This is a genomic window from Chromobacterium vaccinii, assembly GCF_001855275.1.
Lineage (GTDB): Bacteria > Pseudomonadota > Gammaproteobacteria > Burkholderiales > Chromobacteriaceae > Chromobacterium > Chromobacterium vaccinii.
In genome coordinates this window covers 865233-887689 of record NZ_CP017707.1, presented here as the reverse complement: position 1 = coordinate 887689, position 22457 = coordinate 865233, and the positions used below count along the sequence as shown (strand labels likewise).

17 protein-coding genes are annotated in these 22457 nt (G+C 61.9%); 10 read left to right on the top strand and 7 right to left on the bottom strand.

Going from position 1 to position 22457, the window contains the following annotated elements; translation table 11 throughout:
- The 5 genes from bcsZ (at window position 1) to BKX93_RS03905 (ending at window position 6714) form a co-directional block, all read left to right on the top strand.
- Window positions 1-1128 (top strand): cellulose synthase complex periplasmic endoglucanase BcsZ, encoded by a 1128-nt coding sequence (bcsZ, locus tag BKX93_RS03925; RefSeq protein WP_145929255.1) that lies wholly within the window; start codon window positions 1-3, stop codon window positions 1126-1128.
- The gene (locus BKX93_RS03920; RefSeq protein ID WP_070978812.1) at window positions 1113-4946 is read left to right on the top strand and encodes a cellulose synthase subunit BcsC-related outer membrane protein; all 3834 of its coding nucleotides are present in this window, start codon (window positions 1113-1115) and stop codon (window positions 4944-4946) included. The genes bcsZ and BKX93_RS03920 overlap by 16 nt, the downstream gene beginning before the upstream one ends.
- A gap of 10 nt (window positions 4947-4956) precedes the next feature.
- Window positions 4957-5349 carry a tetratricopeptide repeat protein gene (locus tag BKX93_RS03915; RefSeq protein ID WP_070978811.1) on the top strand — a complete coding sequence of 131 codons (393 nt, stop codon included), beginning with the start codon at window positions 4957-4959 and terminating at the stop codon, window positions 5347-5349.
- A 136-nt stretch (window positions 5350-5485) separates the two neighbouring features.
- The gene (locus BKX93_RS03910) at window positions 5486-5887 is read left to right on the top strand and encodes a CesT family type III secretion system chaperone (protein WP_046166573.1); all 402 of its coding nucleotides are present in this window, start codon (window positions 5486-5488) and stop codon (window positions 5885-5887) included.
- A gap of 23 nt (window positions 5888-5910) precedes the next feature.
- Complete coding sequence (locus tag BKX93_RS03905; RefSeq protein WP_052717318.1) at window positions 5911-6714, top strand: hypothetical protein; 804 nt, start codon at window positions 5911-5913, stop codon at window positions 6712-6714.
- Window positions 6715-6735: 21 nt separating this feature from the next.
- On the opposite strand, the gene bcsG is transcribed toward BKX93_RS03905, so the two are convergent.
- The 5 genes from bcsG to BKX93_RS03880 form a co-directional block, all read right to left on the bottom strand.
- A complete protein-coding gene (gene bcsG, locus BKX93_RS03900) occupies window positions 6736-8349 on the bottom strand; it encodes a cellulose biosynthesis protein BcsG (RefSeq protein WP_070978809.1) in 1614 nt (537 codons plus the stop codon).
- A gap of 6 nt (window positions 8350-8355) precedes the next feature.
- Window positions 8356-8571: a hypothetical protein gene (locus BKX93_RS03895; RefSeq protein ID WP_046166571.1), complete on the bottom strand. Its 216-nt coding sequence runs from the start codon at window positions 8569-8571 to the stop codon at window positions 8356-8358.
- Window positions 8572-8581: 10 nt separating this feature from the next.
- Window positions 8582-10195: a cellulose biosynthesis protein BcsE gene (bcsE, locus tag BKX93_RS03890; RefSeq protein ID WP_186009485.1), complete on the bottom strand. Its 1614-nt coding sequence runs from the start codon at window positions 10193-10195 to the stop codon at window positions 8582-8584.
- A 98-nt stretch (window positions 10196-10293) separates the two neighbouring features.
- A complete protein-coding gene (locus tag BKX93_RS03885) occupies window positions 10294-11352 on the bottom strand; it encodes a type 1 periplasmic-binding domain-containing protein (RefSeq protein ID WP_070978806.1) in 1059 nt (352 codons plus the stop codon).
- A gap of 124 nt (window positions 11353-11476) precedes the next feature.
- Window positions 11477-13393 carry an amidohydrolase gene (locus BKX93_RS03880; RefSeq protein WP_070978804.1) on the bottom strand — a complete coding sequence of 639 codons (1917 nt, stop codon included), beginning with the start codon at window positions 13391-13393 and terminating at the stop codon, window positions 11477-11479.
- Window positions 13394-13598: 205 nt separating this feature from the next.
- Between BKX93_RS03880 and BKX93_RS03875 the strand changes: the two genes are divergently transcribed.
- The 5 genes from BKX93_RS03875 to BKX93_RS03865 all read left to right on the top strand — a co-directional run bounded on the left by BKX93_RS03875 (window position 13599) and on the right by BKX93_RS03865 (window position 20165).
- Window positions 13599-16418 (top strand): valine--tRNA ligase, encoded by a 2820-nt coding sequence (locus tag BKX93_RS03875; RefSeq protein ID WP_070978803.1) that lies wholly within the window; start codon window positions 13599-13601, stop codon window positions 16416-16418.
- Between the two features lie 76 nt (window positions 16419-16494).
- Window positions 16495-17616: a transferrin-binding protein-like solute binding protein gene (locus BKX93_RS24495; RefSeq protein WP_145929254.1), complete on the top strand. Its 1122-nt coding sequence runs from the start codon at window positions 16495-16497 to the stop codon at window positions 17614-17616.
- 209 nt (window positions 17617-17825) lie between these two features.
- The gene (locus BKX93_RS03870; protein WP_070978801.1) at window positions 17826-18038 is read left to right on the top strand and encodes a hypothetical protein; all 213 of its coding nucleotides are present in this window, start codon (window positions 17826-17828) and stop codon (window positions 18036-18038) included.
- Between the two features lie 67 nt (window positions 18039-18105).
- Window positions 18106-18843 (top strand): type II toxin-antitoxin system death-on-curing family toxin, encoded by a 738-nt coding sequence (locus tag BKX93_RS23550; protein WP_083340430.1) that lies wholly within the window; start codon window positions 18106-18108, stop codon window positions 18841-18843.
- Window positions 18844-19490: 647 nt separating this feature from the next.
- On the top strand, window positions 19491-20165 hold the full coding sequence (locus tag BKX93_RS03865) for a BRO-N domain-containing protein (protein ID WP_186009484.1): 675 nt from the start codon (window positions 19491-19493) through the stop codon (window positions 20163-20165).
- 38 nt (window positions 20166-20203) lie between these two features.
- Here BKX93_RS03865 and BKX93_RS24490 read toward each other — a convergent pair whose 3' ends face one another.
- Both BKX93_RS24490 and BKX93_RS03860 read right to left on the bottom strand, forming a co-directional pair.
- Window positions 20204-21343, bottom strand: a complete 1140-nt coding sequence (locus BKX93_RS24490; protein WP_145929253.1) for a hypothetical protein — start codon at window positions 21341-21343, stop codon at window positions 20204-20206.
- Between the two features lie 250 nt (window positions 21344-21593).
- Window positions 21594-22436: a PhzF family phenazine biosynthesis protein gene (locus tag BKX93_RS03860; RefSeq protein WP_070978798.1), complete on the bottom strand. Its 843-nt coding sequence runs from the start codon at window positions 22434-22436 to the stop codon at window positions 21594-21596.
- Window positions 22437-22457 lie beyond the last annotated feature (21 nt).

The window sequence follows — 22457 nt, the reverse complement described above, 5'->3', positions numbered from 1 at the left end:
GTGGGCGCGCGGCTGCGGGCGTGTCTGGCGGCGCTGGGCGCGCTGATTGTCATCTCGGCCCAGGCGGCGCCGTGCGACGGCTGGCCGGCTTGGCAGGACTTCCGCCGGCACTTCGTTTCCGACGGCGGCCGGGTGCTGGACCGCAGCGCCGACGGCCAACCCACCACCTCCGAAGGACAGAGCTACGCCTTGTTCTTCGCGCTGGCGGCCAACGACCGGCCGGCATTCGACAAGCTGCTGCAGTGGACGCGGGATAATCTGGCCGGCGGCGACCTCAGCGCCAGGCTGCCTGCTTGGCAATGGGGCAAGCGGCCCGACGGCCAATGGGGCGTGATGGACGACAACAGCGCGTCCGATTCCGATCTGTGGATCGCCTACAGCCTGCTGGAGGCCGGCCGGCTGTGGCGCGAGCCGCGCTATACCGCGCTGGGCAAGCTGCTGGCCCTGCGCATCCTGCGCGAGGAGACGGCAGACTTGCCCAGCCTGGGGCCGACCCTGCTGCCGGGCCGCGAAGGTTTCCGCAAGCCGGGGCTGACGCGGCTCAATCCCAGTTATCTGCCGCCGCAGCTGGTGGCGCGGATGGCGCACGCCTTGCCCGGCTCCGGCTGGAGCGCGTTGCGCGGCACTTCCCAGCGCATGTTGCTGGAAAGCGCGCCGGCCGGCTTCGCGCCGGATTGGATCGCTTACCGCAACGGCTTCGTCGCCGACGATGCCAGCAAGGCGTCAGGCAGCTACAACGCCATCCGCGTCTATTTGTGGGCCGGCATGCTGGCCCCGGACGCGCCGGGGCGCGCCGCCTTGCTAGCCAGGCTCAAGCCGATGGCGGCGCTGGTGGCCAAGACCGGACTGCCGCCGGAAATGGTGGATACCCGCAACGGCAAGGCCCAGGGCTCGGGGCCGATAGGGTTTTCCATGGCGCTGTTGCCTTTCCTGCAGGCGCAAGGCGACCAAGCGGCCCTGCAGACGCAGCTCTTGCGCGCCGAGGCCGTGCCGCTGTCCGAGCGGCCCGACGCCTACTACGACCACGTATTGACCTTGTTCGGCCAGGGATGGCAGCAGGCGCGCTATCGCTTCAAGGCGGGCGGCGAAGTCGCGCCGGCCTGGGAGGGAGCATGCGCGCCATCCTGAGCGCCTTGCTGGCGCTGGGACTGAGCGGGGCCCTGCACGCCGCGCCCGCGGCGGTGGACCCGGTCCAGGCGCTGTTGGAGCAGGCCAGGCTGTGGCAATCGCTGGGGAGGCCGCTGGAGGCGCAACAGGCATTGGACAAATTGCAGCGCATCCATGCCGCCAAGCCGGAAGACAAGGCGGAAGCCCTGACTTTGCAGGCGCTGGTGCAAGTGCAGCAGCGCCAGGACCAGCAGGCGCAGAAGACGCTGGCGCAATTGCGCAAGCTGTATCCCGGCTATGCCGGCATCGCCCGCGTCGAGCAGCTGCGCCGGGTGATGGGGCCGGACCGCAACAAGCTGCTGACCGCGCGCTCCTTGTTCAACAGCGGCAAGTACGAGCAGGCTTACGCCGCCTTCAATGAGCTCTACCAAGGGCCGCCTCCGGCCGGCGCGCTGGAGCTGGAGTACTGGCAATTGGTGGCCCGCTTGCCGAATGGAGGCTGGGCGCGCAGCCAGGCCGCGCTGAAGAAATTGATCCAGCAAAGCCCGTCCAATCATAGAAACCGGCTAGCGCTGATCGGCATCCAGTTGCTGCGTCCGCCGCTTCCGCCGCAGGCCTTTGCCGAGCTGAAGGCGCTGAGCCAGTTCGCAGACAGCCGAAGCGAGGCGCTGAGCCTGTGGCGCAGGGCATTGCAGCAAGCTGACATGCCGCAGGATGCCTACCTGGCTTATCTGCGGGCGGCGCCGGACGACGAGCAGATCCGCTCCCGGCTGGATGCATTGCAGGAAGGCCGGCGCAAGCAGCGCGAGTTGCTGGCGGATCCGGCCTATCGGGCCTTGTTGGCGGCGGACAAGCAATTGGACGCCAACCAGCTGGCAGCCGCGGAGAAGAGCCTGCAGCTGGCGGCCGGCCGCTACGGCAATCAGCCGCAGTACCTGAAGAGCCTGGGCCGGCTGCGCGAGAAGCAGGGCCGCTACGTCGATGCGGCGGCCAGCTATCGGCAGGCCGGGCAGGCGGGCGACGACGGTTGGCGGCGTCGCGTCGCGGACGCGCAATTGGCGGAAACGCTGGCGCAGGCCCGGGCCGCGATCCAGGCCGGACAATGGCAGGCGGCGCGCGCCTTGTTGGATCAGGCGGGCAAGTCGCAGCCTGCCAGCGTCGATGTGCTGCTGGCCGACGCGGAATGGCAGGCGGGACAAAAGCGCGCCGATAAGGCGCGGCGGCTTTACCGCCAGGCGCTGGACAGGAAGCCGGACAGCGGGCAGGCGTTGGCCGGCCTGTTGCGCGGCTATCTGGACGCCAGCCAGTACGCCGAGGCCGATCAGATGCTGCGGGCCTTGCCGCAGAGGCAACAGCGCGCGCTGGGCGCATCGTATCTGTCCGCCCGCGCCGAAGTGGAACGCGAGCTGGGCGACCGCTTGCTGGTCCAGGGGCAATTGCCGCAGGCGCTGCGGCATTTGCAGCGCGCGGTGGATTTGCAGCCGCAGAACGTCTGGAACCGCTTCGCCCTGGCCAATGCCTGGCTGGCTGCTGAGGACGCGGATAAAGGCGGAGCCGTTCTGAGCCAACTGGCGGACGCGCCGGCAGCCAGCCCGGAAAGCCTGTACGCCTACGCCTTGTTCCAGGCCAAGCGGGATGAAAACCGCGCGGCGCTGGCCACTTTGCAGCGGGTTCCCCAGCCGGCGCGCAGCGAGGGCATGGCGGAGCTGCAGCGCCGCGTCTGGCTGCGCGAAACCATGCGCCTGGCCGACGCCCGGCTGGCCTTGGGCCGCGCGGCAGAGGCGCGGCGCGGCCTGCAGGATGCGGAGCGCCGGATGCGGGGGGACCCGGAGCGGCTCTCCGAGCTGGCGCAGGCCTGGCTGCGGGCGGGCGACGCCGGCCATGCCCGCCAGTTGCTGATGTCGCAGTATCTGGAGCAGCCATCCACCGACAACGAACTGGCCTACGCCGACCTGTTGCTGGACCTGGGCGACGCCGCAGCGGCCGAGCCGCTGCTGGCTGCGGCGTCCCAAACCCGGCAGGACATGAGCGAGGGGCAGCGGCAAAAGCTGGCCGAATTGCAGGCCACGCTGGCGACGGCCCAGGCCGACCAGGCGCGGCAGGCCGGCGACGATGCCGGCGCGCAGGCCATCCTCAGCCAGGCTTTGGCGAACGCGCCGCAAGACGCGCGCTTGCAGCGCCGGCTGGCCGACTACGATATGGAGGCCGGGCGCTGGGACGCCGCCCGCGAGCGTTTGCGCCAGGTGTTGAGCGGGAATCCGGACGATGACGAGGCCCAATTGCAATTGGTGGATGTGCACATCAAGACCGGCAACCGCATATCGGCCGGGCAGGGCATAGACCAGCTGCTGCGCGACAAGCCCGGGCGCAGCCTGGACTTCCGCTTGCGGGTCATGACCCGTTTGGGCGATGTCGGCGATACCGCCAGGCTGGATCGCGAGATATCCAGTTTGCTGGCGCAGAACGTCAAAAGCCCTGGTCTGATGGGACAGGCGGCGCGGCGCGCGCGGCAGAAAGACCAGCCGGAACAGGCGCTGGCGTGGTATCGCGCCGGTTTCGCGCCGGCTTCGGCCATGGCGACCGTTGGCGATGCCGGCCAGCGGCAGCCGCTGCGGCCGGTTCCGGCCGAGCCGGCGCAACAGGAAAGCCTGCATGAGGAGTACGCCGAGCTGCTGGACGCGCGCAGCGTCAAGATCTGGCAGGGCCTGGATCTGACCTACCGCAGCGCCGAAAACGGCACGCCGGGCCAGTCGCAGATGACGATGTGGCAGGCGCCGCTGCTGGTGGAGCTGCCGGCCCCGCGCGAGGGCAAATATTTTCTGCGCGCCGACGCGGCCAGCATTCGCGCCGGCTCCCTGGATAACAGCGCGGGCAATGATTACGCCTTGCAGCGCTTCGGTTCCGTCGCCGCGTGCGCCGCGCTTGCCGGCAACAGCGTTCAGAGCTGCGCGGGGCGGTTCGGCGCGCAAAGCGCGCAAGGCGTGGACTTGGGCCTGGGCTACCAGAACGATCAGTGGCGGCTGGACATCGGCAGCACGCCGCAAAACTTCCCGGTGTCCAATGTGATAGGCGGCATCCGCTATTCGGACAGTATTTCCATCCTCAACTACAAACTGGAAGCCTCCCGCCGTCCGGTGACCAGCTCATTGCTCAGCTACGCCGGCGTGCGCGACGCCTATACCGGCCAGACTTGGGGCGGCGTGGTGGCCACCGGCGTCGGCGGCAGCCTGGGCTACGACAAGGGCGGACGCTTCGGCGCGTGGTCCAATTTCGCCTACCAGCAGCTGACCGGCGAGAACGTTGCCGACAATCGCAAGGTTACTGTCATGGGCGGCGTCTACTGGCGTTTGCTGAAAGAGCCGACCCGGCAACTGACGCTGGGCGTGAACAGCATCAATTTCTGGTTCCAGAAGAACCTGGGCGAATTCACTTTCGGCCAGGGCGGCTATTACAGCCCGCAGCGCTACAACTCGCTGTCCATCCCGCTAGGCTACGCGGCGCGCAACGAGCGCTGGAGCTGGACGGGGCGGGCCTCGGTTTCCGTGTCCAGCGCGCGCGAGGCGGCGGAGCCGTTTTATCCCACCCGGCCGGATCTGCAGGCGCAGGCCGGCAATCCCTATGTCAGCGCGAGCGCCGGCCCAGGCTGGGGGGTATCGCTGAGCGGGGCGTTCGAATACCAGATGACGCCGCGGCTGGCGCTGGGCGGCATGCTGGAATACCAGCATTCGCAGTACTACCAGCCGGGCCGGGGGCTGTTATACCTGCGCTACCAGCCCGACGGCGCGTCGTTGACGCTGCCGTTCCCGGTGGAGCCGCTGCAGCCGTATTCGAGTTTCTGAGGAGGGGGGCGTGAGTCTCAAATCGATTGCGCTTGGCCTGGCCGCCGCCATGCTGCTGCCGGCTGGGATGGCGTTGGCGGACTCGCCGGAGCTGGAGGCGGCGTGCGGCTGGTATTGGCTGCATCCATACCAGCCGGAAGCCATCAACCGGCTGGCGCTGCAATTGCTCAAGGCCGGCGACGCCGACAGCGCCGCCGTGCTGCTGGAGCGCGCGGCGCGCATCGCGCCGGATCGCCAGGATATTCGGGCCAATTTGCTGCGGTTGAAGTCAGGTTCGCGCCGGGTGGCGGATGCGCCCTGGCAGGAGGACGGCAGGGTGGTGAACGCCGTGCCGAACGCCGCGGCACCCGCTAGCCAGGACGAACTGCCGGCTCCCTGGCCGCTGCCCCCGTCCCATCCCTGATCGCTTCTTTGGCGGCATCATCCCGCTCGTTTGGGCCTGGCCCGGCGGCGTCGGCGCGTGAGCGGATTTTGAAAGCCATTCCCTAGAGCCTGGTCTAGCATGCTGTTTCAGTCAAATCCGCTAGAGGAGATTGCTCATGGATGATCTGTTTCTCGATGCGCTGCTGACTGAACTGGGCGAGCGCATTGGTCTGGGCGGGCTGGCTTTCGACGCGCAGGGACACTGCGATTTGTTGCTGGATGGGATGGCTCCGATTGTGTTGCGCAAGGACGCAGACAATGGTCGGCTAGTCATGATAGTGCACATCGACAGCGAGCTTCCGTTGCTTCTGGCGTCGGAGCAGCTATCCACCATGCTGGAAATGGCGCTGAATCCACTGCTGGGCCAAGAGCCGGGGATAGGCTGGAGCCAGGAATTGGGGCTGGTGGCTTACCAGTCACTGGCCGCCGGAGCCTTGTCCGCAGACAGGATGGAGGATTGCTTGGCCGGCATGGTGCTGTGTCGGGAAAAGATCATGCGGCAATTGCTAAGCCGCTGACGGTTTGCTGGGAAAGGGCGGAGATGATCAATTTCAACAGCGCTTCGTCTCCTCGGTTGGCCGATGCCAACGTAGTGAGCGAGGTGGTCAGTCACGGCGGCTTCTCGGTGGCGGGACGCGGGTTTACGGTAAGCGTGGCGACGGGGCATGGGCAGGTGAGGCCGCAGGAAGGGGTGGTCGGCCGTTTTTTTGAGGGAGCGCGGCGGTTCTGCGCCACGGGGTCCTGCGCTTCGCAGACGCGCGCGTTGAACGACGTACTGTTTCCCAAACCTGCAGAAGTGCTTGCCAAAAGCCTGCCGGTGTTGAACCGGCTAGGGGGATACGCCTGCACTGATGCCGGTACATTCGTTCGGCCGAACAGTTCTGCATATGGCCAAGTCATGTCAAGGCTTGGCGACTTCTATCGGGATGACGACCGCATGATGGCCAATCGCCAGGCGGAGTCGAGCGTCACTCACGCCGAGCGTTTCGGTCTGGACCGCGCCAGACTGGACAAGGTGGCCGAATTGGTGGACAAGGCTCAGGCGGGCTGTTGCTCCACGCTGGCCTATGCAGGCGCGGTGGAATTGCTCAAACATGCGGGAGGCGGCCGCGTCGAGGTTGTCTCCCATCATGGCGGACACAACACCACGCATTGTTTCATCATTGTCGGCAGAGCCGATCCCAGCGATCTTGCCCAGATCGGAAGCTGGGGGGCTGATGCCATTGTGGTCGATCCCTGGGCGGCTACGATTGGAGGTCGATTGTCAGGCCTGCCATTGAGTCCGCCTATCGGCAATCTGTGGCCGCCGACCCAGTCTTTGTTCGACAGCCTCCGGCAAGTGTGACGCGGCCCTCCTGCGATGGGATTATTGCACCGGATATTCGGTCCAACTGCCGCCGTCCTGTTGCAGCAGGAAGCGTTTGCCGCTTTGCATCACGATGGAGCTGGCGCTTTCCGACACATAGGGCGTGGCGGGGAGGTCGCGGCCGAAGTCGGCAGGTTGGTAGTCGGCGCCGAAGGGGCTCTTGTTCATCATCCGCGACAGGATGGCGGAGAGCGCCAGGTAGCTGCTGGGCTGGTCTACCCGCATCTGGCTAGGATGGCCCTGGCCGCCGATCACCTTGATCGCCGCCGGCACGATGGTGATGCGCGGGGTGGGAATCTCGCGCAGGCCGCTGAACTGTTGCTTGTCGCCGCGCAAGGCCGCGCCGTGTTCCGGCACCATCACCAGGATCAGCTTGCGACGGCTTTTTTCCAGCTGGTCAATGAACTGGCCCAGGTCGGCGAACAGCCGGTTGGCGCGGTACTTGTAGCTGTCCATGGTATTCAGCCCCGGCGCGGCGGGAATGGTGTTGCCGTCATGCAGACTGATGGTGTTGTAGTAGGCCGCCACATGGGCGCTGCTGTCTTGCTGGCGCAGCTCCAGCCAGCGGTTGAGCACCGCGTAATCGCTATAGATCGGGCTGCTGTCGAAAGAGCGCAGGCCGACCGGCAGGCCCTGCTGCGACATCAGCGGCTGGTTCAGCCGGCCATCGGCGCGGATTTGCTTCAGAAAGTCGTCGAAGCTGCCGTCATGGTTCAGCGCCAGCTCGGTTTTGAAGCCCAGCGCAGCCAGATCCTGGAACAGGTAGCAATTGCCGGGGGCGCTCTGGTACAGCTCGCTGTGCTTGGGTTGGCCGCAACTGGCGCGCAGCACGCGCAGCGCGGCCGGGCCGCTGTACGGCGTGACGGAGTTGAAGTTGCTGAACAGGAAGTCGAAGCGCGCCAGCAAGGGGTGCTGGTCCATGCCTATCGCGCGCAGGTCGTCCCAGGCCAGTGAGCAGATATGCAGCAGCAGCACGTCGAAGCCGGGGTCGGCCAGCGGCCCCTGGAATTTCACGATGCGTTGGCCTTCGCTTTTGAAGAAGGCCGCCAATTGCTGGTCCGGCGTCTGGGGCGCGGCTTGCGCGCCGGCGGCCAGCGTGGCGGGGCCGCTGTCCGCGGCAGCGCTGGCCGGCGCTTGCGGCCGGTCCTGCCACAGCTGGCGTCCGCTCAGGCCCAGCAGCGCGATCACCACCAGCGTCCCCAGGCGCAGATAGCGCGACAGCAGCCAGTAGCCGCATAACAGGATCACCGCGCCGGTCAGCAGCGGCAGCGACAATACCCGGCCGGCCAGATCCAGCAGGTAATGCAGGCTGAAACCCTTGAGCGTGGACAGCTGCTGCAGCGCGATTTCCGGCGATGGCAGCCAGCTGTCGTGGTAAAGCAGGGCCGCGCCCGCGATCCAGGCCAGCGCGGCGCGGACGCGCAGCCAAATCCTGCCGGAGACCGGCATCAGCAGCAGCAGCGCGAAGGCCAGGTTGGGCGCGGGGTGGAGATTGAGCGTGCCCTGCCAGGTTAGCAGCAGCTTGGCGATGAAATAGACGCTCCAGGCGCCCAGCCCCAGCGACGGGGCGGCTTGGGGAGCGGGAGCGCTGGCGGCGGAGTGGCTGGGCTTCATATCGGTTTAGGGCTCGGCGCGGCGGCTTCGGGCCAGCGGCGCGTCGTCCCGCCGCCTCAGCTTTTGCAGATAGGGATGGGGCTGGAAATGGGGCAGCCGGCGCAGCAGCAGGCTGCGGAGCCAGGGCAGCAACCGGGCGCGCAGCTGGTAGCCGGCGATGCCGGCGGCCAGCGCGGTAAGCAGCACGATGAACTGCAACTGGCTCAGTTCGGGGTTGAACATGGGCTTTCCTTTACTGGCCGCTGTGGCGGCGCAACGGCGCGCGCTGCAGGACGGGCGCGGCATAGGCGTGCCGGCTCTCGCGCAGGTGCGGCTCATCGGACAACTGGTGGCTCAGGTCCGGCAATTGGTCGAAGCCTGGCTGCCGGGCGAGTTGCGACAGCGCCAGCAGGATGCTGTCGCTGTCGGCGCTGCGGACTTCCGACTGGGCCACTTCGCCTATCGGCATGCGGAACAGATTCCCCAGCGCGGCGTCGGCGTCGCTTTCGCGGCAGGCGAACAAAAACAGATAGGCGTGGCCGCGGTCGGCGGTGCACAGATCGCCGGCGCGCTGGAAGCGGCCCAGCGCCAGCAGCTCGGCCGGCGTGGCGCCCAGCGCGGGCTGCAACTGGATCAGCATATTGCTGACATCGATGGCGCGGCTGCGCTGCACGGCGTTCTCCACCATCTCGACAAAGCGCGCGGGCGGCAGGTAGCCGCGGTCGGCCTCCGGATGGCTGGCGGCGTGCAAGGCCTCCGCCTCCACGCCGCCGCCTTGGTAGACGGCTTGGCGCAGCGAGTGGATGATGCCGGCCAGGCTGGCGAAGCGCAGTTCCGCCGGCAACACGGCGTTGGCCCCCAGCCGCAACAGCAATTGTTCCTCGTTCTGGCGCAACCGGCGGTTGCCTACTTCGCGCACCATGATCTTCAGCAGTCTGCCGTTTTGCCGCCGCAATTGCGCGACAGCCTGGCCCAGCGTTTCTTTCTTGGCGCTGGCGGTATCCAGCAGAACAGTGGCTGCCACCGCGTCGCGGGCCGCTTCCAGCAAGCGGGGCAAGTCGTCGAATGCCCGCCACTGCGGGGTTGGCGGCGCATGGCCGCTGAGGGCGGCGCTGGTGGCGAGCACCTGCAAGGCGTCAGTGGCGAGGCGGGCGGCATGCTCCGCGCCGCCGTCGGCGGACCCGTCGCGGTCGCCGATTTCCGTTTGCGCGCTCAACGTATGGCGCTGGCTCATTTCCAGCACGCGCAGCCTGGCGGTTTCTCTGTGAGGCGCGCCAAGCCAATGCGAGATCTGCCAGCTGTAGAGTCCGTTGCCCAGCTGCGCGGCGTAAGCCATGCCGGCGCAGTCGCGGCCCAATTGGCTCAAGGTCGCCAGCGCGGCGGCGTCCAGCCGGGAGCTGTCCAGCAGCAATAGCAGCGCATGGCCGTGGCGGGCCGCCCAGTCGCCGCAGGCCTGCAACGCCCGGCGCGCCGAAGCGGGTTGCTGCAGCGGCAGATAGTCTTCGGCATGGTCCAGCGCCACGGTCATGCCGCCGGCGGGCGGCTGCAGGGTTTTGCGGCAGCGCGCCAGTTCGTCCAGGCAGGCGCTTGTCAAATGGAGCGACGGCTTGCGCAGCCGGCGCGGCGACAACAGTTGCAGATTGCCGGCGTGAATGCGGCGGTCGAGCCAGACGGTGTCTTGCTGCGGAGCGGGTTGCTGTCTGCTGACGCAGAGCAGGGGCTGGCTGCCGGTGGCGGGAAGATTGGAGAACAGCAACGCCTGGGCCAGTCCGGAATCGGGCGAGGCGACCAGGTAAAGCGCGCCGCAATTCAGGGCGGCGGCGGAGGGCGGGAGGCCCTCTATGCCCAGGCTTTGGGATATGTCCATTGCGGTGTTCTGTTCCCGGATCATTTAACAGTATCAGCCGAATGCCGCGCAATCAAACCCGCTAAGCTTGGGCGGCGGAGTGAGATATGCGCCGGGAATCAGGGCTTTTTGAACCAGATGCCCAGGTAGGCTTGACGGTAGCTCTGGTTGTCCTCGATATCGCCATCGCGGCCATGGCTCAGCAGCCGCTCCTGCGTGACCAGTATCGGTTTGCTGACGAAGCCGCTGGGCGGCTGGCGGGCGAAGCCGCGGTTCAGCTCGTCGGCCATCTGCCAGCCTTGCTGGTTGCACGGTTCGGCCACGGTGGCTTTTTGCTGCGAAATGCCCTCGCGGATGCGGTTCATCGCCGAATTGGAGCCGTCGCCGGCTGATATGTTGACGATGTCTGCCCGCCCGGCCTGGTGCAGCGGGAAGTTGATGTTGTCGTAGTAGAGGTCGTTGATGGCGAGGGTGTGCGTCCACGCCTTGCCGTATTGCCGCGCCAGCTCCGGCACCAGCTTGGGAATGATCTGCGCGGTCTGGCTCAGGTCCACGTCGCGCACGGCCAGCACCTTGCAGCGTTTGCAGCGCTCCAGCGCCGTCTTCATCGCCTGGGCCTTGCGCATGGCGATGGAAAAGTGGGAATCGGTGAAGATGACGGCGCCCATCGGCCCCGCGCTGCTGCCTATCGCGTAGTCCACCGCGGCTTGCGCGACGGCCAGCGGATCGGTGGTGATGTTGGCGAACAACTCGGCGTTGGGGCCGGGAGCGCTGCCGGCGTGCCAACCCACCGCGATCTTGCCCATCTGCTTGAGCATGGTCAGCTCCAGATGGTAGCCGGCGCTGTCGGCGCCGATCAGCGCCACTCCGGCGATATCCTTGGCCGTGGCCTGCAGCAGCAGTTGTTCGCGCACCGCGTCGTTGCTGCTTTTGGCGTCGGCCACTTTCACTTGCCAATGCAGATAGCCGGCGGCGTTCAGGAAGCTGCGGGTGGTCTTGGAAATGCCGCCGTTGCGCAGCTCGTAGGCGATCAAGAGCACGTGGCGGCCGGTCTGGGCCGGCGGCCCGGAGACCGGGGCGACGGCGTCCGGCAAGGCGGCGTTCGCCGAGCAGGCCGGCCAGGCTGTTGTTAGAGCCAGGATGAGACACCGGGTGGCGCGGACAAGCGGTGTGGCCATGAGGACTCCGGCAAGGCGCGGGGCGGCGAGGAGGCGGCTCCATGCTCAAATATAGCAAGCGGCCTGTCCGTTGCCGGACAGGCCGCCGTGTTGCGTCCGGCACGCGCCGGACTCGGTAGTTCGTCTAGTGGGTATCGGGGTTGGCGTATACTTTGGCGCCACCGCGCCAGGTTTCATGGACGTTGATGTGGCGCAAATCGGTCACGCTGTCATCCAGGGGATCCTTGCCCAGGATGACCAGATCCGCCAGCTTGCCCGGCTCAAGCGAGCCCACCAGGTGGTCCATGTGGCACTGCCAGGCCGCATCCAGCGTCACGGCGTCCATCGCATGCCGATGGCTGAGGCATTCCTCGGCGTTCAGCACCGGCTTTACCTCCTGTTGAGCGCCTTCCATCTTGCGGTAGATTGCTTGCTCCGCCATCCGCAGCGATCCCAGCGGCGAGACGAAATGATCCGAATGCAGGCTGATGCGCATGCCGGCGGCGCGGGCCGACTCGCAGCGGTCCAGCAGCTCCGAGCGGGTTTCGCCCAGGATTTGGGTCAGGAAGGCGTCTCCCCAATAGCCGACGTGGCCGATCAGAAAGCTGGGCGACAAGCCCATCCTGGCCATGCGGCTCAGAGAGGTGTCGGTGAGCAACGACGCATGTTCCACCCGCAGGCGGAGGCTGCGCGCGTCGGCGCGGGTGGCGCGGATCGCCTCCTGGTAACTGTCCAGCACCAACTCCATCGCCTGTTCGCCATTCGAGTGAACCAGCACCGGCCAGCCGCGTCCCAGCGCCAGTTGCAGGTAGCTGGAAAGAGCGTCCGGCAACCGTTTTGCGTTTTCCGGGCTGGGATCTGCGGGGACATTGAAGTTGAACAGACCGATGGGCGACACATCCGGCACCGGATGCTGCCTCGCATTCTTGTAAGGGCGGTACTGGAAGCCGGTTAGGCCCTGGTTGGAGCCGTCCGCCACCAGTTTCAGCGCCTTGATGCTGAAATTGCCGTCGGTTTGGCTGTTCAGGTCGGGTTGGTAGTCCTTCATCCATTGCAGCATTTGCGGCAGCTCATTGGAGTACAGCGCGCCGGCGATGCGTACCGGCGACAGGCCGAGATTGGCGATCTGCCTGAGCAGCTCGATCTCCACTTTCTTCAAGGACGAACCCAGGCCGGCGTCGAACAGTGTGGTGTTGCCCCTGGCGGCGGCGTCATGCAGCACGCCCAGCAGATTGCGCAACAGGTCTTTTGCCAACAGCCGTTTGGGAATCTTGCCCATGATCTGGGCAATGTTGGCTTCCGTGAGCACGCCCTTGCAGTCCTGGATTTGCTCCGGCGTGAGTCCGGCTTCCTTCATCGCCGCGGTGTTGGCGTAGCCGATGTGGCCTGATGCGTTGAGCAGGAAGACGGCGACGTTGTCGTCAGGCGGCGCCAGCTCGTCCAGCTTGAGATAGTCGATGTCGGTCCACTCCCGCATCAGCGAAGGATCTATGCCGAAGCCGAGCACCCAGTCGGACGAAGCGCCGGGTTGTTTGGCGCTCTTAATAGCTGGCCCGAGCTTGTCCTTGATCTGCTGGTAGCTGTAGTCCGGGTTCAGCATTTGCGAGTCTTCGCCGTTTTGTCCGGCTGGCGTGACGCCGAAGGCGCTCAGGGAAATCCAGCTTCTGAAAACCGCGCTGGGCGTGATGTGCATATGCGGATCGATCAGGCCCGGCAGCAGGGCGCGGCCATTCAGGTCTATTTCTTTATAGGGACCATGGCCGCTCATCGCCGCGCGCACGCTGTCCAGCTCTCCCATCGCGATGATTCTGCCGCCGGAAATGCCTAGCGCGGCGACTTGATCCGGGCCGGACGCAGCCAGCGGGCGGATGGCGCCGCCATGAAAGATGGCGCTTTCCTGCTTGCTTGAGTGAGGAAACAGCTTGCCCAGTTCGGGAGCCAGCGCTTCCAGCTCCCGCAGCCAATCGTCCTGGGATAGCTGGGGCTGATCCAGCTGCGCCAGCAGCGGCAGGCTGCAACATGCGCAACCCAGATGGTGATCGTGGTGGTGATGTTCGCTCATGGCATGCATCCTTCTTGCGTAGGCCGGCGCCGTTAGCCGGCATCATGGACGGCTTGCGGATAATCGCATGGCATGATGCGGCAGTCCCGCGTCTGGCCGCAATTTGGATAGTTAGGCCGGGAAGTGGGTCTGGGCCGTCTTTGGGCAGCCAAAATCGGGTATAATCGACCCATTTTTTCCATCCAGAAAATCAAGATTCAGCACCATGGAACAACTTGCCAAGAGCTATGAACCGGGCGACCTCGAGCGCCGCTGGTATCAACACTGGGAACAGGCCGGCTACTTCAAGCCGAGCATGGACACCTCCAAGCCGTCCTTCGCCATCCAGCTGCCGCCGCCCAATGTGACCGGCACGTTGCACATGGGCCACGCCTTCAACCAGACCATCATGGATGGCCTGACCCGCTTCTACCGGATGAAGGGCCACAACACCGTGTGGGTGCCGGGCACCGACCACGCCGGCATCGCCACCCAGATCGTCGTTGAGCGTCAGTTGGCCGACCAGGGCCTGAACCGCCACGACATGGGCCGCGAAGCCTTCACCAGCAAGATCTGGGAATGGAAGGAAAAATCCGGCGGCACCATCACCAGCCAGATGCGCCGCGTCGGCTGCTCGGTGGACTGGGAGCGCGAATACTTCACCATGGACGACGTCCGCGCCGAAGTGGTGACCGAAGTCTTCGTTCGCCTGTACGAGCAAGGCCTGATCTACCGCGGCAAGCGCCTGTCCAACTGGGACGCCAAGTTGGGCACCGCCATTTCCGACCTGGAAGTGGTATCCGAGGAAGAAGACGGCCACATGTGGCACATCAAGTACCCGGTGGTGGGTAGCGATGAATATGTCACCGTCGCCACCACCCGTCCGGAAACCCTGCTGGGCGACGTGGCCGTGGCCATCGCCCCGGACGACGAGCGCTACCTGCACCTGGTGGGCAAGCAGCTTGAGCTGCCGCTCACCGGCCGCACCATCCCGGTGATCGCCGACGAGTACGTCGACAAGGAATTCGGCACCGGCTTCGTCAAGATCACCCCGGCGCACGACTTCAACGACTACGAAGTGGGCAAGCGCCACAACACCCAGCTGATCAATGTGATGAGCCTGGAAGCCAAGATCCTGGCCAAGGCGCAAATTTTCGGTTTCGACGGCGCCGCCCAAGGCACCATCGAGCTGCCGGCCGCCTACGCCGGCCTCACCGCCCAGGAGGCGCGCAAAGCCATGCTGGCCGACCTGCAAGCCCAGGGCTTGCTGCTGGAGACCAAGCCGCACAAGCTGATGGTTCCGCGCGGCGACCGCACCGGCACCGTGATCGAGCCGCTGCTGACCGACCAATGGTTCGTGGCCATGAACAAAGTCGCCGAAGGCGACGCCACCGGCCAATCCATCGCCGCCAAGGCGATCGAGGCGGTGGAATCCGGCGAAGTGCGCTTCGTGCCGGAAAACTGGGTCAACACCTACAACCAGTGGATGAAGAACATCCAGGACTGGTGCATCTCCCGCCAGCTGTGGTGGGGCCACCAGATCCCGGCCTGGTACGACGAAGACGGCAACATCTACGTCGGCCGCACCGAGGCGGAAGCCCAGGCCAAGGCGCCGGGCAAGACGCTGCGCCGCGAACAGGACGTGCTGGACACCTGGTTCAGCTCGGCCCTGGTGCCGTTCTCCACGCTGGGCTGGCCGGAAGAAACCCCGGACCTGAAAGCCTTCCTCACCTCCAACGTGCTGGTGACCGGCTACGAAATCATCTTCTTCTGGGTGGCCCGGATGATCATGATGACCAAGCACTTCACCGGCAAGGTGCCGTTCAAGGATGTCTACATCCACGGCATGGTGCGCGACCACGAAGGCAAGAAGATGTCCAAGTCCGAGGGCAACGTCATCGACCCGGTGGACCTGATCGACGGCATCGCGCTGGAGCCGCTGGTGGAGAAACGCACCACCGGCCTGCGCCGCCCGGAAAAGGCCCCGGCCATCGCCAAGGCCACCGAGAAGCTGTTCCCGGAAGGCATCCCGGCCTACGGTACTGATGCACTCAGATTCACCATGGCCAGCTACGCCACGCTGGGCCGCTCGGTCAACTTCGACTTCAAGCGCGCCGAAGGCTACCGCAACTTCTGCAACAAGCTGTGGAACGCCACCCGCTTCGTGATGATGAACGTGGACGGCAAGGACTGCGGCCAGGACGAAAGCCTGCCGCTGGAATACAGCTTCGTCGACCAGTGGATCATCGGCCGCCTGCAGCAGGCTGAGATCGACGTCACCAACGCGCTGGAAACCTACCGCTTCGACATCGCCGCCCAGGTGATCTACGAATTCATCTGGAACGAGTACTGCGACTGGTACGTGGAACTGGCCAAGGTGCAGATCCAGGGCGGCAACGAAGCTCAGCAGCGCGCCACCCGCCGCACCCTGGTGCGCGTGCTGGAAGTGGCGCTGCGCCTGAACCACCCGCTGATGCCTTTCATCACCGAAGAGCTGTGGCAGACCGTGGCCCCGCTGGCCAACGCGAAGAAGACGGAATCGCTGATGCTGGCCCCGTGGCCGGTGGCGGACGAATCTAAGATCAGCGCCGCGGCCAACGCCCGCATGGAAGCGTTCAAGGACATGGTCAACGCGGTGCGCAATCTGCGCGGCGAGATGGGCATCGGCCCGGCCGTCAAGGCCCCGCTGTTCATCGAAACCGCCGACGCCTCTATCGCCGACTTCGTGCCTTACCTGAAGCTGCTGGCCCGCCTGACCGAAGGCACGCTGGTGGCCAAGCTGCCGGAAGACGATGCCCCGGTGGCGATGTCCGGCGAAGCGCGCCTGATGCTGAAGGTGGAAGTGGACAAAGCCGCCGAAACCGCGCGCCTGACCAAGGAGCAGGGCAAGGTGGAAGCCGAGCTGGCCAAGCTGACGGCCAAGCTGGAGAAGCCGGGCTATGTGGACAAGGCACCGGCGCATTTGGTGGAGCGCGACCGGGCGCAGGTGGCGGAGTTTAGCGATAAGTTGGAGAAGATAAAGGCGCAGTTGCTCAAATTGGCCTGATTCTTTTGTGCATCAAAAACCTCCGGGTGGCAGCCCGGAGGTTTTTTGTTTTTAATCGCTTGATTGGTTTAATTATATGAATAAGATCTTCCGTGATGGAGTGTGGGTGGCACTGTGTGCCTTGACTGTGGCAAGTTGTGGTGGTGGAGGGGGGGGCGGAGAAAATCATTCGTCCCAGAAAGACGCAGTAGCTGATAATGGCTCGGTTTCTCAACCATTAATGCCGATTGTTCCTGTTGTGTCTCCAATCACCCAGCCGCCAGTGCAGCCTTCTGGCGAGCCTGAGCAACCAGTAGTTATGAGTGGCGAGGTTGATAAAGAGCTCCAGTCATATATGGCTTACGGAATGGGTGACTCGACAGGGCCTGAAGTTGATAAAAATTCCAATGTGGACTTACAGGTGATCCCCAGTGGATATGAGGCAGGAGGCTTGAAGGTGCTAGGCGGTAAACTGGCCGCTTATGTTTTTGATATACCTTTTCCTCCAGGTGTATTGTCACTGCAATCTGCTCAGCGGTCGTTGAATGATTTAAAGGTTAAGCAGTATTTGTATGAAGCTAGTTCGTTCAAATGTGCAATTGGAAAGTGCATACAGTCCATTTCCTTGCAAACACTTGCAGACGAAGGCTACAAAAATGCTGGTATCGGTAACTGGAAGTATGTTGGGCCTGAGCAGTCCAGTGGGTTTGTGCTTCAGAGAATTGGAATTGGCTCTTTTGTCTTTGGCAAGCCATCGGCATCAAGCGTGATCTCTGATCTTTCTGCATCTGATTACTCAGGATTTTTGCAAGGAAATCCAGAGTATAAGTATTGGAATGATTCATTTCATCAGTTGACCGGTACGGTTGGCGTTAAATATGATAAATCCACCGATACTATAAGCATAAACGCGAAGGATTTTAAATATTGGCGTAGTACGATGGGGGCAGGTATTAACTATCTTGTTTCTGATGCTATGGGTCTAGGGAACGGCCTGGATGGTCAGATGATCACTTGTCTTGCTCAAAAGCTTAGTGCTACTAATTTGTATGGTTGTGATTTTAATGCGCCTGGTTTGAGCGGGAAGCTGAAGGGCAAGTTTTATGGCAACAAGGGTGAGGAGTTTGCCGGTACGTTCACGATGAGGGGGCTTGTTTACAATGGATCTTTTACGGATGGTGCGGTGGGTGCATTTGTCTCAAAGAAAAAGGCTAATTAATCTTTGAGACTGATAGATTGGACTGGCCAGAGAAAACTGTTCAGCAGTGGACTTCTCAAGCTGGTTCAGTTTATTTTATGCGCAGTGATATTGGGCATCTCCCGGTTGTGAAGGTGTGTTGTTCATCGAGATCGCCGGCGCGATATTGCTGAGCTCGCACTTTAGCTAAAGCTGATGGTCTGTCTGGTCGAAGGCTCATTGGTGGCCATGTGGCGAAGCATCGCCTGGAAGTGTGCCGCGCCGTGGAAACCGCGCGCCTGACCAAGGAGCAGGGCAAGGTGGAGGTCGAGCTGGACAAGCAGGAGAAGTCGGGTTATGTGGACAAGGCACCGGCGCACTTGGTTGACCGCGACAAGGCTAAGTTGGCTGAGCTGAATGATAAGTTGGAGAAGGTTAGGGCGCAGCTTGTGAAGCTGGCCTGATTTTTGTTTGTTGCTTCCCTGAAAAAACCCGCTATCGTGAGATGGCGGGGTTTTTTATGGAGGATCTATGTGGGTGCCAACTGTAAAAAATATTGAGGAGATTTATTTTGAACTCGTTGATATGTTTGAAAAGGAAGATGATCCCATTTCTCCATTTGGTGTGAAGTCCCATGACTTGCTTGAGTCTGCATGTCAGCGACCTTATGCAGGGCTGGGTGGGGTGGAGAAGTATGATACGGTATATCTGAAGGTGGCGGCGTTATTTCATTCTTTGACGAAGAATCATGCATTCCACAATGGAAATAAGAGAACGGCATTGGTTTCTATGCTATCTGTTTTGTATCGAAATGATAAGAAATTTATTGCTGAAGTAAGTGATGAAATGATTTATAAGTTCGTGCTAGCTGTTACGGCCAATGAGTTTCCTGAGGAGAATCATGGACTTGATGTGGATGGAATAGTGTTGGAAATATCCAGATGGATACGTAGTCACACGAAAACAATAGGTATTTCTTCGCCAGGCATGGTGCCAAGTAAGTTTGCTAATGGCTGTAAGGCTGCCGGAGCAGAAGTGAGGTTGGATGGTGGTCGTTATAAGATTGCAAATGGCCTGGGGCGGTCCATTAGCTTTAGGAGTGGGAAAAAGAAACTTCCGGCTGGTGTCATTCGTCGCTATCTAACAAAATTAGGTATTGGTGAGAGTCAAACAGGCATTGGGTATGATGATGTCTTGACTGGGGTGTCTGCGGAAAGAGATCAGATTAACAGATTTATGAAGGCACTTCGCCAGCTTGCAAAGACATAGCGTATGTTTTATGCGGTTTTGTCATTTTTTGTGCCCGCTCCGCGGGCGGATGTTTGAGTGCCGGTTCCGCCCGGCTGACGGGTTTATTCAAAAGAAATGGACGAAAAAAAGGCGGCCCAGCAGCGCTGCGAAACCCCGTCTTCAAAGCCATTTTCAAGGAGTCGCTGGAACTAGCGGCGCGCTACCGTCGCGCCGCGTCGAACAGCCGGCGACTTAAAACCTTGAAAATGGCTTTGAAGCCGGCTTGCGCTGATGGGGTAGTGGCACGACGGTTCGTTTCTAAGCCCTGGAACCTTGTCTGCGGTATTCACGCTGCATTACACCCCACCTTCATTTGATTTCCTGCTCTTCTTGCCAGTCTTCCCGTCGTCATTTACTCTTGACCCTCTTGTGCCTGGGTTCTAGCCTTGTCGAGTTGTGTTCAATAGCACGACCGGGTTTGGCGACCTGGGCTACATGGCAGACATGGCTGTTATCAAGCTGTGTTTGTCGCGCTCGCGCGCGCTCATGCACTCCATGGCGGGCCGGGTGGGGAGACCTCCGGGTCTGCCGGGTCCATGTAGCCGGTTCGCCAACCCCGCCTTGGCCTGCCACCCCCGTTTGGCGACGTGGGTGGTGGTGGAAACCACTACATGGAGGTTCTCTCAATGGAACATTCCGTCCATTTGCCCGCATCCCCATCTTTGCGGGAATTCACTTTCCTCGATGAACCCTTCCGTCTCCTGCATCGCCACAACGGCCTATGGTTCTTCGCCGATGACGTCGCGGCGGCGATCAAATGCCGTACCACGGCGGCTTTGCTGAGCAAGCTGAACAAGGAGGAGGTCCGCGCCATGCCGCTGGGCGGCGGGGAGGTGGTTTGCCTGTCGGAAACCGGCGTGGCCACGGCGATTCGGCGTTATCGCAAACCGGCGGCGCGGAGGTTTCGGCGTTGGCTGGAGGAGGAGTTGCTGCCGGCTTTGCGGCGGGAGGGCGAGGAGGCGTTGACGGCGGATCAGCTGGAGCTGGCCTTGGCGCTGGGGGCGGAGGCGGCGCGGCAGGTGAGCCGGGCGGTGCTGGATGCGGTGTTGGAGAATGGCGAGGCGTGCTGGCAGCATAGCCGCTGGCTGGTGACGCTGGATTATGAGCGGCATAACCGCCAGAAACATCCGCTCGGCCGCATGATGGGCCTCAACAGCTTCGTCGCCACCTTGGATGCCTTGGCCGAGCTGATCGCCGTGCCGGATGGCATGCCGGCAACCGATACCGAGCTGGTCAAGTTGGCGGCGGCCTGCCATCTGAGATTGGCGGAGCGGATGAGTCAGCGAGTAGGCGATGTGTGATGTGTAGAGTGCGTCACCCTTGCGGGGTGACGCACTGTTTATCTTTCTTGCGTGCTATATTTCTTTTCTAGTTCTATTAGCGCGTCATGTTTTTTAAGCGATGGTTTGAGAGTCAAAAATAGATCTTTTAAACGATTAATATCGTCATTGGTGACGGCGTTGCTGATAACTAGGGCAGTAACAGCATTTGGTTCTTGGCCGACCTCTTCAATTTGATGCTTGTCTAGGATGTGACTCATTTTATTGGCTAGTATTTTCTGTATTCTTTCCTGAGCATCAGGGATATTTTTAACTATGTTATTCAAATAGTCTCTTTGGATGGATTCGTACTCTTTCCAAAAAACATCTGGTTTTAAATTATTGGTAATTTGGTATTTTTTCTTATCTGCCTCGGTGAGTTTCTTGGCTTCGCTGTTGATTTTTGTGGGTGTGTCAAGTTTATAATCTAGCTTATATCTTTGGGTGATGGCTGTTGCTAAGATCCATTTGGCTTGAATGTAATTAAGACTGGACTCGATACGGTATTGGTCTGGTCGGATATCTTTTAAATCGACAGGGTAAATATCCCCTTGCAATGAGCAGAATAGCGTAGATTCGTTCGACGCACCTTCATTTTTATCTAATATTAGTAGACGTTCTATCGTACCTGGCTTGGTTGGCTCACCAGAGGGTGATGCTGCTCCGGCCATCCATTTAGATGATTCTTCACTGCTTGGTTTCCACTCATTTCGGCTGTAAGCTTCACCGTTTTTGTAAATATTTTGGGCTATTTCATGAGGGAGTTGGTGTAATGTTTCATCAGGCAATCCCTTTACGATAAACCCCCAGTAATAATAGCGACCTAGCCTACCAAGATTGCTATAGTTGTCTTGGTAGCCAAGGATGGTTAAGGTGCCAACCTGCAATGGATGAGTAAAGCGCACCGTGCTAGGAGCGCCATCCTTAAGCCGATCTCCGACCTTGAAATTTAAAAAGTTCTGCTGCTGTTCAACGGGGGCAAGCTGTTTAGCCTCTTCTGCATGTTCGTTGAGGTAGCTAAAAAAAGATGCATCGCAAAGGGAGAATTTTTTTAGCATATTGGCGTCGTCGAGCCCACCCGAAAAAGCAGAAGATGAGGCTGTTGCCATGATTCCAATCAATATGGAGGTGACTAATTTTTGGGGGGAGAGCTTAAGCATTTCTTTTCCTATTAACATGCTGCATGCATCTTATCAGTAAAGTTTGGTCTGTAAAATATTAGAATGATTAACCTTCTCCAGGTGGCGTGCGGCGCTGATGTCTGTCTAGTTCCTGATAGTTGTAAGTGATGAGCTAGTAGCGTTGCGGCGGATCTCCCGGTGTTGCCGGGATCCCGCCCTGTGGGGTGGGGCATTGCATTTTGAGGGGCATTTTGCCGCAAGATGCCAAGCCTGCTTTGAAGCCGGGCGGCTATAGCGTTAGACGGCCTTCAATGCAGGTTACGGTATTGCCGCCGATCCACACATCGTCGCCCACCTGCTCCACCTCGATGCACCCGGCGCGTCCCATGCTCAAGCCCTGGCTGACGCGATAGCACGCTGGAGCCATGCCGGCCCCGAGCAGCCACTGGGCAATGCCGGCGTTCAGGCTGCCGGTGGCGGGGTCCTCGGGCATGCCATCGCCTGCGATAAAGGCCCTCACCCCGAACTGCGCATCGCTATCGTCATGCTGTGGATCGCAAGGCGCAATCACCCCCACCGCCAGCCCGCTCAACATCGAATAGTCTGGTTTGAGGTCCAGCACCTGCTGGCGCTTGGAGAGCATCACGGCCAGCCAGCCGGCGCCGTTGTCGACCCACTGGGCATCTACAATCGACCCGGGCGCCAAGCGCAAGCCCAGGCGCACCCTCTCCAGAAGCTCGGCCGCCACGGGCCCAGAGCGGAGCAAGGGGGGCGCAAGAAACGCCAACTGCTTCTCCTTGCGGCGAATCCGAATCAGCCCCACCTCGCATTCCTGGATGACATACTCCCCCTTCGGCACCCCGCCGGACTCCAGCCAGGCGTGGCAACTGCCCAAAGTAGGATGGCCAGCGAACGGCAGTTCATCCAGTGTCGAGAAGATCCTAAGGCGATAGTCAGCCCGCGGGTCTCTGGGCTGAAGAATGAAGGTGGTTTCGCTGAGATTGGTCCAGTTGGCAAAGGCCGCCATCTGCTGATCATCAAGCCTATCCGCATCGAACACTACGGCCACCGGGTTGCCCTTAAGGGGAGTGGAGCTGAAGACATCGACCTGCTTGAAGCTCATGGAATTCATGGAATGTTCTGTTCACGCACG

Coding starts and splice junctions, on each gene's coding strand:
- BKX93_RS03920 (WP_070978812.1), top strand. CDS start 1,113: ATGCGCGCCATCCTGAGCGCCTTGCTGGCGCTGGGACTGAGCGGGGCC.
- BKX93_RS03910 (WP_046166573.1), top strand. CDS start 5,486: ATGGATGATCTGTTTCTCGATGCGCTGCTGACTGAACTGGGCGAGCGC.
- BKX93_RS03905 (WP_052717318.1), top strand. CDS start 5,911: ATGATCAATTTCAACAGCGCTTCGTCTCCTCGGTTGGCCGATGCCAAC.
- bcsG (WP_070978809.1), bottom strand. CDS start 8,349: ATGAAGCCCAGCCACTCCGCCGCCAGCGCTCCCGCTCCCCAAGCCGCC.
- BKX93_RS03895 (WP_046166571.1), bottom strand. CDS start 8,571: ATGTTCAACCCCGAACTGAGCCAGTTGCAGTTCATCGTGCTGCTTACC.
- bcsE (WP_186009485.1), bottom strand. CDS start 10,195: ATGGACATATCCCAAAGCCTGGGCATAGAGGGCCTCCCGCCCTCCGCC.
- BKX93_RS03885 (WP_070978806.1), bottom strand. CDS start 11,352: ATGGCCACACCGCTTGTCCGCGCCACCCGGTGTCTCATCCTGGCTCTA.
- BKX93_RS03880 (WP_070978804.1), bottom strand. CDS start 13,393: ATGAGCGAACATCACCACCACGATCACCATCTGGGTTGCGCATGTTGC.
- BKX93_RS03875 (WP_070978803.1), top strand. CDS start 13,599: ATGGAACAACTTGCCAAGAGCTATGAACCGGGCGACCTCGAGCGCCGC.
- BKX93_RS24495 (WP_145929254.1), top strand. CDS start 16,495: ATGAATAAGATCTTCCGTGATGGAGTGTGGGTGGCACTGTGTGCCTTG.
- BKX93_RS23550 (WP_083340430.1), top strand. CDS start 18,106: ATGTGGGTGCCAACTGTAAAAAATATTGAGGAGATTTATTTTGAACTC.
- BKX93_RS03865 (WP_186009484.1), top strand. CDS start 19,491: ATGGAACATTCCGTCCATTTGCCCGCATCCCCATCTTTGCGGGAATTC.
- BKX93_RS24490 (WP_145929253.1), bottom strand. CDS start 21,343: ATGCTTAAGCTCTCCCCCCAAAAATTAGTCACCTCCATATTGATTGGA.
- BKX93_RS03860 (WP_070978798.1), bottom strand. CDS start 22,436: ATGAATTCCATGAGCTTCAAGCAGGTCGATGTCTTCAGCTCCACTCCC.